General features: G+C 70.1%; 12 protein-coding genes. 4 read left to right on the top strand and 8 right to left on the bottom strand.

What is annotated here, in order from left to right; translation table 11 throughout:
* Nucleotides 1–141 precede the first annotated feature (141 nt).
* The 3 genes from ACYVD1_RS19920 to ACYVD1_RS19910 all read right to left on the bottom strand — a co-directional run bounded on the left by ACYVD1_RS19920 (nt 142) and on the right by ACYVD1_RS19910 (nt 3,841).
* Entirely contained in the window at nt 142–1,377 is a 1,236-nt protein-coding gene (locus ACYVD1_RS19920) for a M20 family metallopeptidase (RefSeq protein WP_460774931.1), read from the bottom strand.
* Nucleotides 1,378–1,403: 26 nt separating this feature from the next.
* The gene (locus ACYVD1_RS19915) at nt 1,404–2,576 is read right to left on the bottom strand and encodes a glutamate--cysteine ligase (RefSeq protein WP_460774928.1); all 1,173 of its coding nucleotides are present in this window, start codon (nt 2,574–2,576) and stop codon (nt 1,404–1,406) included.
* Nucleotides 2,577–2,737: 161 nt separating this feature from the next.
* Nucleotides 2,738–3,841 carry a YihY/virulence factor BrkB family protein gene (locus tag ACYVD1_RS19910; RefSeq protein WP_460774925.1) on the bottom strand — a complete coding sequence of 368 codons (1,104 nt, stop codon included), beginning with the start codon at nt 3,839–3,841 and terminating at the stop codon, nt 2,738–2,740.
* 214 nt (nt 3,842–4,055) lie between these two features.
* On the opposite strand from ACYVD1_RS19910, the gene ACYVD1_RS19905 reads away from it, so the two are divergent.
* Complete coding sequence (locus ACYVD1_RS19905; protein ID WP_460774923.1) at nt 4,056–5,177, top strand: galactokinase family protein; 1,122 nt, start codon at nt 4,056–4,058, stop codon at nt 5,175–5,177.
* 171 nt (nt 5,178–5,348) lie between these two features.
* Complete coding sequence (locus ACYVD1_RS19900; protein WP_460774920.1) at nt 5,349–6,605, top strand: LCP family protein; 1,257 nt, start codon at nt 5,349–5,351, stop codon at nt 6,603–6,605.
* 503 nt (nt 6,606–7,108) lie between these two features.
* Here ACYVD1_RS19900 and ACYVD1_RS19895 read toward each other — a convergent pair.
* Both ACYVD1_RS19895 and ACYVD1_RS19890 read right to left on the bottom strand, forming a co-directional pair.
* Nucleotides 7,109–8,326: an NADP-dependent isocitrate dehydrogenase gene (locus tag ACYVD1_RS19895; protein WP_460774916.1), complete on the bottom strand. Its 1,218-nt coding sequence runs from the start codon at nt 8,324–8,326 to the stop codon at nt 7,109–7,111.
* A gap of 182 nt (nt 8,327–8,508) precedes the next feature.
* Entirely contained in the window at nt 8,509–8,898 is a 390-nt protein-coding gene (locus tag ACYVD1_RS19890; protein ID WP_460774946.1) for a DUF3017 domain-containing protein, read from the bottom strand.
* 526 nt (nt 8,899–9,424) lie between these two features.
* On the opposite strand from ACYVD1_RS19890, the gene ACYVD1_RS19885 reads away from it, so the two are divergent.
* Nucleotides 9,425–10,030, top strand: a complete 606-nt coding sequence (locus tag ACYVD1_RS19885) for an FHA domain-containing protein (RefSeq protein ID WP_460774913.1) — start codon at nt 9,425–9,427, stop codon at nt 10,028–10,030.
* 107 nt (nt 10,031–10,137) lie between these two features.
* Here the strand turns inward: ACYVD1_RS19885 and ACYVD1_RS19880 are convergent, their stop codons facing one another.
* From ACYVD1_RS19880 to purN, 3 genes are read right to left on the bottom strand one after another with little or no spacing between them, the layout of a single operon-like run.
* Nucleotides 10,138–10,998, bottom strand: a complete 861-nt coding sequence (locus tag ACYVD1_RS19880) for a bifunctional methylenetetrahydrofolate dehydrogenase/methenyltetrahydrofolate cyclohydrolase (protein WP_460774910.1) — start codon at nt 10,996–10,998, stop codon at nt 10,138–10,140.
* A 20-nt stretch (nt 10,999–11,018) separates the two neighbouring features.
* Complete coding sequence (purH, locus tag ACYVD1_RS19875; protein WP_460774907.1) at nt 11,019–12,587, bottom strand: bifunctional phosphoribosylaminoimidazolecarboxamide formyltransferase/IMP cyclohydrolase; 1,569 nt, start codon at nt 12,585–12,587, stop codon at nt 11,019–11,021.
* The gene (gene purN / locus ACYVD1_RS19870) at nt 12,584–13,195 is read right to left on the bottom strand and encodes a phosphoribosylglycinamide formyltransferase (RefSeq protein WP_460774943.1); all 612 of its coding nucleotides are present in this window, start codon (nt 13,193–13,195) and stop codon (nt 12,584–12,586) included. Before purN ends, purH begins: the two co-directional genes overlap by 4 nt.
* A gap of 340 nt (nt 13,196–13,535) precedes the next feature.
* Between purN and ACYVD1_RS19865 the strand changes: the two genes are divergently transcribed.
* Nucleotides 13,536–13,928 (top strand): DUF4190 domain-containing protein, encoded by a 393-nt coding sequence (locus ACYVD1_RS19865; protein WP_460774903.1) that lies wholly within the window; start codon nt 13,536–13,538, stop codon nt 13,926–13,928.
* Nucleotides 13,929–14,090 lie beyond the last annotated feature (162 nt).

The following is a 14,090-nucleotide window of genomic DNA, read 5'->3' as shown; positions in this document are numbered from 1 at the left end:
CCTCGCAAGCTCGGCAGCATCGCACAGCGGGGGCCCGCCCGGGTTCGGCTGTCGACTGAGAGATGCGCAGTGACAGTGCCGCTGGGGCGACGCGCAGCAGGGTATGTGTCCGCCGAACATGCCCTAGCGCCGCACCGCGCATCAGGCGAGCGCCTCGCTTCCGGTCCGGACCCCCTGACGGGCGCTCTCCCACAGGGCGGTGAGCGCGGTGGTCACCATGAAGCGCGTACCCACGCCGATGGCGCGCTCGTCCACGTCGAAGGTGCCGCGGTGCAGGTCCAGCATGGGGCCGTCCCACTCCGGGGAGTGGGTGCCGAGCCGGGCCAGAGCGCCGGGCGCGTGCTCCAGATACCAGGCGAAGTCCTCCCCGCCCAGGCTCTGCTGGGTCGGCGCGGCGGCGTCGGCTCCGAGGGCCAGGGTCACGGCCTCGCGCATGACGTCCACGCTGGTGGCCTCGTTGATGGTGGGCGGGACACCGCGCCGGTAGGTGACCTCGGCATCGGCGCCGTAGGCGGAGGCCACCGACTCCACGAGGCCCTTGATGATGTCCGGTGCCGCGTGCCAGGACTCGTCGTCGAGGCAGCGCACGGTGCCTTCGGCCACGGCGTCGTCGGGGATGACGTTGGGTGCCGAGCCCGCGCTGATCCGGCCCCACACCAGGCTGAACCCTGCGCGGGGATCGATGCGGCGCGACAGCGCCGCGGGGAGTTCGGTGACGACCTTGCCCAGCGCGTAGACGAGGTCGGAGGTCAGGTGGGGACGGGCGGTGTGCCCGCCCGGGCCGGACAGGCGGACCATGACCTGGTCGCAGGCGGCGGTGATGCCTCCGGTGCGCAGTCCGACCTTGCCGACCATCAGGCGGGGGTCGCAGTGTAGGGCGAAGACCCGGTCCACGTCCTCCACACCGCCCGCGTTGACGACCTCCACCGCCCCGCCGGGAAGCTCCTCGGCGGGCTGGAAGAGGAGCCGGACCCGGCCGGGCAGTGCCCCGGCACGGGCCTGCTGGGCGAGGAAGACGCCCGTCGCCAGCAGGACCGCGGTGTGCACGTCGTGACCGCAGGCATGGGCCGCGCCCGGGACCGTGGAGCGGTAGGGGACGTCCTTCTCGTCGGTGAGGGGGAGCGCGTCGATGTCGGCTCGCAGAGCCACGGTGGGGCCGGGGCCGTCTCCGATGTCGCAGATCAGTCCGGTTCCTTGGGGGAGCCGACGGGGTTTCAGCCCGAGCTGGCGCAGCCGCTCGTCCAGTCGGCCCGTGGTGCGGTGTTCCGCGAACGCCAGCTCCGGGTGCATGTGCAGGTCCCGGCGGAAGCCCGCGAACTCCCGCTCATGGCGCGCCAGAAAAGCGGTCAACTGTTCCGGCAGGTCACGTCCCTGCATCGAGGGTCCCCTCTTCGTTACACGTCTTACCGCGCACCGGCTCCGTCGCCGACGCCGATCTTCGCGCGGGTGGGGTCCCCGACGAACTCGGCGGAGAGCATGTCCACGACGTCCTCGAGCGAACCGCCTTCGGTGACGACCGCCCGCTGACGCTCGTAGGAGGCACCCTTGTCCAGGATCTCGGAGATCAGGTCCAGGTCCTCCGTGCAGCCCAGGCGGGCGGCGACCGGCGTCAGGTCGCGGACCAGCTCGTAGAGGTCGTCACGGATCGGAACGGTGGTTCCGTGTGCGTCCGTGATGACACGAGCGTCGAGTCCGTAGCGGGTGGCCCGCCACTTGTTGTCCTTCACCACCCAGGACGGCGGGCTGGGCAAGCTGTACCCGCGGTCGAGCTGGTGATCGAACAACTCCACCAGACACTGGGAGAGAGCGGTGGCCATTCCCACCTCGCGCAGGGTGGGAATACCGTCGAACATCCGGATCTCGATGGTGCCGAAATCCGGGTGCGGGCGGATGTCCCACCACACTTCCTTGATAGAGGCGATGGTACCCGCCCTGAGAAGGGTTTCGAGGTATTCCTCGAAAGCGGGCCACCCAGGGAGGTTCGGCGGCGGCCCGGAAGTGGGCAGTGCGCCGAAGACGATGGAACGCGCGGAAGCCAGACCGGTGTCATGACCGCACCAGAATGGGCTGGAAGCACTCAAAGCGAGAAAATGCGGTATATACCGCGCGAGCGCGTTCACAATCGGGATGGCCTTCTCCTGTCCGCGCACGCCCACGTGGACGTGGACCCCGCAGGTCAGGATCCGGCGGGCGAGCCACTGCATCTGGTCGACCAGCTCCCCGTACCGCTTGCCGGGACTGAGCTCCTGGTCGCGCCAGTGGTCGATCGGGTGGGTTCCGGAACAGGCGAGGACGGCACCGCGCGGTTCGAGGACCTCGCGCATGCGCGTCACGTTGCGGCCGAGGTCGCGTTTGGCCTCCTCGACCGTCTCGCAGATCCCCGTCACCACTTCTACCTGGGACTGCATCAGTTCATGCCGCAGCGGGGGGACCGTCGCCTCACTGCTGAGGTCGGGGAGCGCCGCGAGGAGTTGCGGCGCCTCTTGGCGAAGATGGCGACTTCCCCGGTCGACGAGCTGGAGTTCCCACTCGACGCCGAGCGTCGCGCGTTCGGACGTTTTGAATGCGATTCCCATCTGCCCTCCAGGTGTGGGACGGCCGTTGTGGCCGACGCACCGCTCGTCCCGGTGAACCGGCCAACCGGGACAGAAGAGGACTACCCGCCGCACACCGCGCGCATACGGAAGAAGACGCCGGGAAAGAAGCGAATTCCGCGGGCGAACCTTTCGCTTCTGGCTCAGGTTTTTCGCCGCTTCAGGGACACGGCCGCACCCGCCGCCGCGATCACCGCCGCCACCAGCGACAATCCCAGGGCCAACAGCCGCTGGGCCAGACGGCGCTGAGCGAGATCGCGTTCGCTGGGCCGCAGGACCGCGATCGGCCGCGTCCAGTCCATCCCGTTCTCCTCCGGCAGCGGGAGGGAGCCCGTGTAGGGCGGCGGCAGCGGAAGCCAGGTGGCCGTCCACGCCGCACTGAACATCACCAGGCGCATCACGAGGTTGATCCACACCAGCAGGCCGACGAGCACCGCGAAGGAGGCGTAGACCGGGTTGGTGAGGGTCCCGGCCAGCAGCTGCGCGGCGGCGTTCTTGAGCACCTCGAAGCCCACCGCGCCCAGCAGCGCGCCGCGCCACATCATCCGTGGCGGCCGCGCGGTCCCCGACAGCAGCGAGAAGACCAGCAGGAACAGGAGCATGTTCACGCCGATGGCGATGGCCAGGGCCAGCACGCGCAACGACAGGTTCGCGATCAACGACCCGTCCAAGCCGACCAGGGACAACAGCCAGACCGTGGCCGTCTGCATGACGCTGGTGAAGGCGACGGTGAAGAACAGGGCCGCCCCCAGGGCGGCCATGACCAGCAGGTCGCCCGCCTTGCGCACCAGGAAGTTCGGGCCCTGTTTGAGGTTCGTCAGCCAGATCGAGTGGAGGGCCTCGCGCAGTACCGACACCGAGTTCAGCCCCGCGTACAGCAGGCCGAGCAGACCGATCACGCCCGCGCCCAGGCGGGCGTCCGCGATCTGCTCCATGGGGAGCTGCTGGGACAGCCCCGGCAGCACCTCGTCCAGCGCCTCCTCCATGTAGGACATGAGCTCGACCTGGCGGGCCGCGAGGTAACCGACGACGGCGAAGGCCAGCGCCAACAGCGGAAAGAAGGACAGGAACGCGAAGTAGGTGACGGCTCCGGCCAGCTGGTTGCCGTTGCGGTCCGCGTAGCGCTCGTACGCACGCACCAAGTGGTCGAGGGACGGATACCGGCGCCGCAGCTCCCAGTAACCGTCCATCGCCAGGTTCTGATAGTGCCGGGCCGTGTCCTTCGCCCGCGCCAGCACTCCGGCCATGGTCTCCGATCCTCTCCCCGCCCCTGTGGGCCGCCGCCCCGTGGGCCGCCCTTCGCTGTGGCCCGTGTTCGGGCGCCCCAGGTGGATGCACAACCTAGCCTCGCCGTTCCAGTCGGAGGAAAACCCCACGCCCGACCGGTACCGAAGCGACGGCAAACTTGAATCCGGGGTGCGCCGAGGCGGTGCTCCCGGTGAGGAGAGCGGGGGTCGACAGGTGGGAACTGCGGGAGCGCGGCTACGCGCGGTACTGGGGGTGCGCACCGGGGGGCCGAACGGCGCCTGGCCCGAGGCTGCCCCAGAGAGCGGGGTGCTCGCCGCGGCCTACGCGGAGCGCTTCGGTTCGGAACCCTCGGGAGTATGGCGCGCCCCCGGGCGGTTGGCCCTCATGGGCGAACACACCAAGGCCAGCGGCGGTGCCGCACTGTACTCAGCCCTCCCCTGGGGTGTGACGGCCGCGGTGGGCACCGCGGCGGACGGGCTCGTGCGCACAGCGACGCTCAGCGGGCCGCTGGGTGCTCAGGACCGCTCCGCCCGCGCCGTATCCTCAGCCGCCTCTGACGCGCGCTCCAGCGGTGCTCTGAGGTCCGATGCGGGGGTTCGGGTGGTCTTGGCGGCGGACCTGCCCGAACACGCTTCCCTGGGCCACTCCGCGGCGGTCGGCGCGGCGGTCTCCCTGGCGCTGGCCGATCTCGCCGGCATGGACCGCCCCAGGGGAGCCTCCGCCGGCCAGAGCGCCGCCCTTGACGCCCGCACCGGGCACGCCGTACGCGTGAACCTGGCGAGCGGAAAGTCCGCCGTGTTTCCGTTCGACCTCTCCGGGGCCGGGCTGCGACTGGTCGTCATGGAGACCGGGGAACTGCCCCGGCGGGACCCCCGACCGGTCCGTGCCGCTGAGCTGGACCGGGCCAAGGACCTGTTGGGCCCGTTGCGCGCCGTCCAGAACCTGCCCGAAGCACTGCGGGGCCTCCAGAATCCCGTGCTGCGCAACCGGGTGGAGTACGCCGTCACCGAGGTACACCGGCTCAATGCCGCCGTCGGACTCTTGCGCGCGGAGCGCGCCGTGGAGGTCGGACCGGTCCTATCCGCCTCGCACCTGTCCCTGCGCCGCTTCGACCTGCCTCTGCCCGCTGTGGAGCTGGCCGTGGGGACCGCCGCTCGCGCGGGCGCCCGAGGGGCCCGGATGTCCGGGTGGGCCGGTACGGCCATCGCTCTCGTACCGGAGGAGCGGGTCGGGAGGGTCACCGCTGCGGTCCGGAGTGCCTTCGAGGAGAAGGGCTGGCCCGTCCCCCGGATGCGCGCGGCCGTGCCCTCCGCCGGTGCCGCGCGGCTGGCCTGAGGAGCTGACCTGTACTAGGGCATGTTCACGACTCCCGATGGCCGCGCCCGCGGCCGGAGATCCGCAATCCTATGGCCGCCCGGGGGAATCCGGGCGAACCCCACTACCCTGTCAGCGATCACAAGGGACATACCGAAGCGAACAGACGGCGCGGAGCAGATAGGCGAATCGATGGCTGACCGACGGCACCCGGGCGAGCACGGCTCGACCGGCGAGCACAACAGAGGGGGCGTGTTCCGGCGCGGCGGTGGCGACTCCGACAAGCCCCCCGAATTCGAGAAGCTCTACCGCTCCCGCGAGTCCGAGCAGCGTGTGGTGGGTGAGACCCGGCGGCTTCCCCCCGCCGACGAGGTCTCCCCGAACCGGCCGAGGAAGCGCCGGACCCACAGCTCCGGGCGCGAGTACGACGGCCGCGGCCTCAAGCGGAGGGCTCGGGAGCGGCGCAAGCGCCGCGTGCGGAACATCCTGATCCTCGTGTTGGTCCTCGTCCTGGTGCTCCCCGGGGGTTTCTACATCTGGGCGGACTCGCGGCTGGAGCGGGTCGACGCCCTCCAGGACTTCGACGAGCGCCCCGACCGGCAGCCCGGCACGACGTACATGATCGTCGGCTCCGACAGCCGCGACGGCCTGGACGACGACCAGATGGAGGAGCTCGCCACCGGCCGCGCCGAAGGCAGCCGGACCGACACGGTGATGGTCCTGTACATGCCCCGCGACGGCGATCCCACGATCGTCAGTGTGCCGCGCGACTCCTACGTCCCCATGCCGATCCCCGGCTACGCCGACAACAAGATCAACACGGCCTTCGCCGACGACGTGTGCGGTACCGACGACGACGGCGAAGAGGTCTGCGGCGGGCCGGGCCCGATGGTGGAGAGCTTCGAGCGCGCCTCCGGTGTGCGGATCGACCACTACGTCGAGATCGGCATGGGCGGCTTCGTGGACCTGGTCGACGCGGTCGGCGGCGTGGAGCTGTGCCCGGAGGAAGCGATGGAGGACCCGAAGGCGGGCCTCGACATCGAGGCGGGCTGCCAGGAGATGGACGGCGGCACCGCCCTGGGCTACGTGCGGACCCGCGCCACCCCGCGGGCCGACCTGGACCGCATCCAGCGCCAGCGCGAATTCTTCTCCGCGCTGATCGAGGAGGCCAGCGCCCCCAGCACGCTGTTCAACCCGTTCCGTTCGGTCCCGCTCGTGGTCGCGGGCACCGACACCTTCGCGGTCGACGAGGGCGACAAGCTCCGCCACCTGGCGAGCATGCTGATGGCCATGCGCGGCGGAACCGAGACCACCGCCGTGCCGGTCGGGGACACCCCGACGCTGGAGGGTGTCGGTTCGGTCGTGGTGTGGGACGAGGCCAGGTCCGAGCAGATGTTCGACGCCATGCGCAACGGCGAACCCATCCCGGAGGAGGCCATGGAGGACTGATCGCTCCACACCGCCCCCAGGGCGTGTCTAGAACGAGCGAAGGGCCCGCCACCGGAGTGACGGGCCCTTCTTCGTGACGTTCCGTACTGTGCGCGCCTACCCCCCAGCGGGCGCACGGCCGGCACGTCGGCTCATACTGGCCGAGCGGTAAAAAACCCGCTCTGGCCTGCCGGTTCTCACCGGCTTGACTCCACACTAGGTCAAAGTTCGCGAAAGGTGCGAATCGTGTTCACGTGTCATAAGTCGCACCCGACTCCGGACGACCCCCTCCGGCGCTTCCATCCTCCCACCGCGACCCCTCGAATGTGGCCCGAACACGGGAAACACGCCGGACGACTTCGGCGGTCCCGCCCCCGATCCCCCGCGAAAACCGCCTTCCGCGCGTCTCGGCCCGAACACGCCCTAGAGGCGACCGCGCCCGGGCGCTCCCACACGGGTGCACCCGGGCGTGGTCAAGGTCTCACCGCGACCGCCGGCTCATGGCGGAAGCGGATCGATCCCTTCTAGGCGAGACGCTTGCTCAGGTTCTCGTCCAGAGCCGCGAGGAACTCCTCGGTGGTCAGCCACCCCTGGTCGGAACCGACCAGCAGGGCCAGGTCCTTCGTCATCTGGCCGCCCTCGACGGTCTTGATGACGACGTCCTCGAGCGTGTTCGCGAACTCGACGACCTTCGGGGTGTTGTCCAGCTTGCCCCGGTGCTCCAGACCGCGGGTCCACGCGAAGATGGACGCGATCGGGTTGGTCGAGGTGGGCTTGCCCTGCTGGTGCTGGCGGTAGTGACGGGTCACGGTGCCGTGGGCCGCCTCGGCCTCGACCGTGCGGCCGTCGGCGGTGCGCAGCACGGAGGTCATCAGGCCGAGCGAGCCGTAGCCCTGCGCGACGGTGTCGGACTGGACGTCACCGTCGTAGTTCTTGCAGGCCCAGACGTAGCCGCCCTCCCACTTGAGCGCGGCGGCGACCATGTCGTCGATGAGGCGGTGCTCGTAGGTGAGGCCGGCCGCCTCGAAGCGCTCCTTGAACTCGGCCTCGTAGATCTCCTCGAACACGTCCTTGAACATGCCGTCGTAGGCCTTGAGGATGGTGTTCTTGGTGGACATGTACACCGGGTAGTTGCGGTCCAGGCCGTAGTTCAGGCTGGCGCGCGCGAAATCCTCGATGGACTTCCGGAAGTTGTACATGCCCATCGCGACGCCGCCCTCCTCGGGGAAGTCAGCGACGTCGAACTCGACCGGCTGGCTGCCGTCGGCCGGGGTGTAGGTCATGGTGACCGTACCGGCGCCGGGCACCTTGAAGTCGGTGGCCTTGTACTGGTCGCCGTGGGCGTGACGGCCGATGATGACCGGCTTCGTCCAGCCCGGCACCAGCCGCGGCACGTTCTCACAGATGATGGGCTCGCGGAACACGACGCCGCCGAGGATGTTGCGGATGGTGCCGTTCGGCGACCGCCACATCTTCTTGAGGCCGAACTCCTCGACACGGGCCTCGTCGGGCGTGATGGTGGCGCACTTGACGCCGACGCCGTGCTCCTTGATGGCGTGGGCGGCGTCGACCGTGACCTGGTCTTCGGTGCGGTCGCGCTCCTCGATACCGAGGTCGTAGTACTTGAGGTCGACGTCGAGGTACGGAAGGATCAGGCGGTCCTTGATGAAGGACCAGATGATCCGCGTCATCTCGTCGCCGTCGAGCTCGACTACGGGGTTTTCGACCTTGATCTTGGCCATGGCTGTGTGGCTGTCCCTTCAGTCTTCGCTACCGCCTCGTGCGGCAGAGACCCGGGACCGGTTTGTGGCCGGGCCCGGCTCCGCGCGCGCGGCAATCCCCTGATCCCGCCCGGTGTCCGTGCTTCCCGGGGAGGCGGTGCTTGTCGGTGTCGCGGTATCTCGACATCAAGCTTATTCGACGCCTAGGGGGAGAGTTGCGGCGCCACCCAGGCCAACACGATCAGCAGGACCGCGAGTCCGGCCAGAGTGAGCAGATCGACCCAGCGCCGACGCACGGCCAGCAGGCCGATCCAGTCCTTGGGCAGGAACAACCTGAAGGTCGCGGCGAGCAGCAGGGCACCCGCGATGATCGCCGGCCCGCGCTTGAAATAGGCCGCGGCCACGACCACGATCCCCGCCGCCAGGGCCGACAGGACCAGGGCGTAGGGAACCTGGGAAAGCCAGTAGGGCACCTTCTTCCGGTTGCCGCCCGTCTCGCCCGTGCCGGCTCCTGAGGCGCTCCGGTCCGGCGTGTTGCCGTCCGCCGCGCCCCCGTCCGAGCCCGCCGCCTCCGTCTGCTCCGCGTCGTCCACCGCGTCCCGACCTGTTCGCTTCCGAATTGCTTGACCGCCGCGCGGTTCGTTCTCCACGGCCTCTTCCCCGCCCCTGGCACAGTCCGGCCACCCGGCGGGAGCTCCCTGTCCGAAACCGAACAGCGCTCCAGTCTGGCTCATGTTCCTGGTGACTTGGGCCGGTCCCACGCGAACGCGGCTTCACCGACGAGGAGAGACCGAACCCATTGTAGTGAACGGCACCGCCGAGCCCAGGGCTCACAGAAACGGACTCGCCCCCCTCGGAGCACGCCTCTGACCGTTTCCTCCTTCCGGTTTGGCCACAGAACCGTATTTCCGCGTCGCATCCGCCTAACTCCGGAGTAAGCGCGTAGAACATGTATCAGCCGGGTAACCAGAGTGGAGATGAGTGCACCGGTGAGCGAGGACTACCCCCATGAAGCCCACTCGACGTGTAGACCGACCCTCCACTGCCCGACAGCCTCCCCTCCCCCACCGCCGCCCGTACCCCCACCGACCGCGCCCAAGTAGCCCGGGAGGAGCCACCGTGGACGGTCCCTACCTAGGGGTGGAAGAGTCCGGCGACCTCTGCCAGCTCACCGGTGAGGTCACCACGGTCGGCCGCGGTGAGGGCGCCGATATCCGCTTGAACGACCGGAGCGTCTCCCAGCTCCACGCCGAGCTCGTCCGCCGCGGACCCTACGTGTACGTCGTCGACCTGGGCCTGTCCCGCAACGGCACCCGCGTCAACGGACGGCCCATCGCCCGGCGCGTCCTGGAGGAGGGCGACATCGTGAGCTTCGGCACCGCCCGCTGCCGGATCGGCGGCCTGCCCAGCGAACAGCTCAGCCCCGAGATCGGACTGCGCCGGGGCTCCGCGCCCGAGCTCACCCGCCGCGAACTGGACGTGCTGACCGCCCTGTGCCAACCGGCCCTCTCGGAAGAGGCCTTCGTCGCCCCTGCCACCGCCCGCGACATCGCCGAAACGCTCGTGGTCACCGAAGCCGCAGTCAAACAGCACCTGCTGCGGCTCTACCAGAAGTTCCGGATCCCCGAAGGGCAGAACCGGCGCACCCGCCTGGCCAACGAGGTCGTGGCCCTGGGCCTGGTCCGACCGATGCCGGTGGGCAGCTCCTCCCGCCGCGCCAGCTGACCGCGAAGGCGCACGGGTTCGGGAGGCGCTGGGGCGGGGCCGCCCCGGACGGGGACGACCCCTCTGCGCCGGTTCTGGGCCGAGAGGTCCCGGTCAGGCTGCGGTCGTCAGACCGCGAGACCGGCCTGGCGCTCGGCCGCCTCGACCACGTTGACCAGCAGCATCGCCCGGGTCATCGGGCCGACGCCGCCGGGGTTCGGCGACATGTGTCCGGCGACCTCGTTGACGTCGAGGGCCACGTCACCGGCCAGACCCTCGTCGGTGCGGGACACACCCACGTCCAGCACGGCCGCGCCCGGCTTGACCATGTCCTTGGTGATGAGCCCCTGCACGCCCGCGCCGGCGACGACGATGTCGGCCTTGCGGGTGTGCGCGGCCAGGTCACGGGTGCCGGTGTGGCACAGGGTGACGGTGGCGTTCTCCGAACGGCGGGTCAGCAGCAGGCCGAGGGGGCGGCCCACGGTGACACCGCGCCCGACCACCACGACCTCCGCTCCCTTGATCGGTACCTCGTAGCGGTTGAGCAGCTCCACGATGCCGCGCGGGGTGCACGGCAGCGGGGCCTTCTCCATGAGGACGAGCTTGCCCAGGTTGACCGGCTGGAGGCCGTCGGCGTCCTTGACCGGGTCGACCAGCCCGAGAACCCGGTTCTCGTCCATGCCCTTGGGCAACGGCAGCTGTACCAGGTAGCCGGTGCAGGCGGGGTCCTCATTGAGCTCGTGGACCGCCTGCTCCACCTGCTCCTGGGTGGCGTCGGCGGGCAGGTCGCGGCGGATGCTCGCGATGCCCACCTGCGCGCAGTCTCGGTGCTTGCCGCGCACGTAGGTGTGGCTGCCCGGGTCGTCACCGACCAGGACGGTGCCCAGGCCGGGGGTGATGCCCTTGGCGTGCAGCTTGGCCACCCGCTCCGCCATTTCTTCCTTGATGGCCTTGGCGGTGGCCTTGCCGTCCAGAACGATCGCGCTCATGCGTAGCTCCTCGGGTGCGTCTAGTGGAAGAAGTGGCGGGTGCCGGTGAGGTACATCGTGACCCCTGCCGCCTCGGCGGCGGCGATGACCTCGGAGTCGCGCATCGAGCCGCCGGGCTGGACGACGGCGCGTACACCGGCCCCGGTGAGGATCTCCAGCCCGTCGGCGAAGGGGAAGAAGGCGTCGCTGGCGACCACTGACCCGGTGACCCGGTCGCCCGCGCGGGAGACGGCCAGGCGGGCGGAGTCCACCCGGTTGACCTGACCCATGCCCACGCCCACGGTGGCCCGGTCCGCGGCGAGGAGGATCGCGTTGGACTTGACCGCGCGCACGGCCTTCCAGGCGAAGGCCAGGTCGGCGAAGGTGGCCTCGTCCGCGCCCTCGCCGGTGGCCAGCGTCCAGGAGGCGGGGTCGTCGCCCTCGGCGTCGATGACGTCGGTGTCCTGGACGAGGAGTCCGCCGCTGATCTGGCGGGTCTCCACACGCGGCCCCTGGGCCGGGTCGGCGACCACGAGCAGGCGGATGTTCTTCTTCTTGGAGAGCGTCTCGACGGCCTCCGGGATGAAACCGGGGGCGACCACGACCTCGGTGAAGACCTCGGCGATCTGCGCGGCCAGCTCGGCGCCGACCTCGCGGTTGGTGGCGATCACGCCGCCGAAGGCGGAGACCGGGTCGCTGGCGTGCGCCTTGCGGTGCGCCTCGGCGTTGTCAGCGCCCACGGCGATCCCGCACGGGTTGGCGTGCTTGATGATGGCCACGCACGGGCCGTCGAAGTCGTAGGCGGCGCGCAGGGCGGCGTCGGCGTCGACGTAGTTGTTGTAGGACATGGCCTTGCCGTGCAGCTGCTCCGCCCCGGCCAAGCCGCCTCCGCCCGAACCGGCCTCCGTGTACAGCGCTGCCTTCTGGTGCGGGTTCTCGCCGTAGCGCAGGGCGGTCTCACGGGTGTGCACCGAAGCGCGGAAGGCGGGCCATCCGGAGGCCTCGGCCTCGGCGTCGGGGGCGTAGTCACCCGCGAACCAGTCCGCCACCGCGGCGTCGTATGCGGCAGTGTGCTGGAAAGCCAGCCCGGCCAGGTGCTTGCGCTGCTCGCGGGTGAAGCCGCCGTCCCGGACGGCCTGCAGGGACGCGTCGTAGCTGGCGGGGTCCACGACGATCGCGACGCTGCCGTGGTTCTTCGCCGAGGCGCGCACCATCGCGGGGCCGCCGATGTCGATCTTCTCGATGCACTCGGCCTGGGAGGCGCCCGAGGCCACCGTGTCGGAGAAGGGGTAGAGGTTCACCACGACCAGGTCGAAGGGTGCGATGCCCAGCTCGTCGATCTTGGCGACGTGGTCCGGGTTGCCCTGGTCGGCGAGGAGCCCGGCGTGCACGGAGGGGTGGAGGGTCTTGACCCGGCCCTCCATGATCTCGGGGAAGCCGGTGACGTCCTCGACGGGGGTGACGGGGATGCCCGCGGCGGTGAGCCGGCCCGCGGTGGATCCAGTGGAGACGATCTCCACTCCGGCCTCGGCCAGGCCGATGCCCAGCTCCTCCAGACCGGTCTTGTCGTACACGCTGATCAGCGCACGCCTGATGGCCTGCTGGGTCACCGTTTCTCCTTCGTTTCGGTGCGGCCGAACCGCACGTGCCTGCCGTCGATGCTCCAGCCCTCTCGCGAGAGGCGGCCGACCGTGTCGATCAGCATCCGCCGCTCCACGGCCTTGATCCGCTCGTGGAGGCTGGACTCGTCGTCGCCGTCCTCGACGGGCACCGCGACCTGGTCGATGATCGGACCGGAGTCGACGCCCTCGTCGAGGAAGTGGATGGTGGTGCCGGTGACCCGGACACCGTGGGCGAGCGCGTCACGCACGGCGTGCGCGCCGGGGAAAGAGGGCAGCAGCGCCGGGTGGATGTTGACGGCCTGGTGGCGGCCGATCACGGCGGGCCCGAGGATGCGCATGAACCCGGCGGAGACGACCAGGTCGGGGCGGTATTCGGCGATGCTCTCGGACATGGCCGTGTCCCAGGCCGACCTGTCGGAGTAGGAGCGGAAGGGTACGACGAACGTGGGTACGCCGGCCGCCTCGGCTACCTCGACCCCGCGTGTTCCCTCACGGTCCGTTCCGACGGCGACGATCTCGGCCCCGTAGGCGGGGTCCTTCGCGGCTTCCATCAGGGCGGCCATGTTGCTGCCCGTCCCCGATATGAGAACCACCACTCGCGCGGACAAAGCGTGCTTCTCCCTCATGTGTAGAAGAACGGTGCGGAAGACACGGGAGTTACCCCCGCGCCCGGGGGCGCCGGGGGACGGCGCAGCATCCGGGTTTCGCGTACGCCTGGTACAGGCGCCAGGCACTGGCCCTACTCGGCCCGTCCGCGTACCCACCCTATCGGCTTGGGTACCGTCTACCTCACGCGGACCGGACCTTCGTACCAGCGCTCACCGAGACCATGGAACGATGGCGGGACCGCACCACCGACGACACCCGGTACGCTCCGCGCAGGCGAGAGCGGACCAGGGCGCCCCACGGTGCGGGGCGCCACCGAAGGAGTGAACCTTGACCGACAACAGCCCGGAGCCCCGCGCCGACGGACAGCAGCCCAAGGCCGAACGAGGAGGCCTGTGGGGACTGTTCCTGGGTCTGGCGGGCCTGTTGTTCCCGCCCTACAGCGGCGTGCTGTCCGTGTTCGGCTTCGTGCAGGGCTTCCGAGCCCGCCGGGCCGCCCGTGTCAACAGCACGACAGCGCCGGGCGCCATCCTGAGCGTGGGTCTGGGCGCGGTCGGCATCGCCGTTTCGACGGCCATGGTCGGGATCCTCTTCGTCTACCAGGAACAGGTCACCGACTACCGGGACTGCTCCGCGCGGGCCAACACGGTGTCCACACAGAACGAGTGCGACAGCGCGTGGGAGTCCCACACCGGTCTGCCGCCACTGGTCCTGGGCGTCTAGCCGATCGACTGGGCAGGATCCACAGAGAGCGCGGGCAACCGGGCAGTTCACACATATCGGCCTCCGTGCGCGGGGGCGGGCACGCTTCGAGGGGGCGGCGGGATGCATCCCGCCGCCCCCTTCGTGTGCGCACCTCTCCCCGCGCGATAACCCGTCCGCACC

The sequence above is a fragment of the Nocardiopsis nanhaiensis genome (assembly GCF_054778635.1).
Note: the sequence above shows the minus strand (reverse complement) of the source record. Positions and strands in the feature narration are given on the sequence as shown.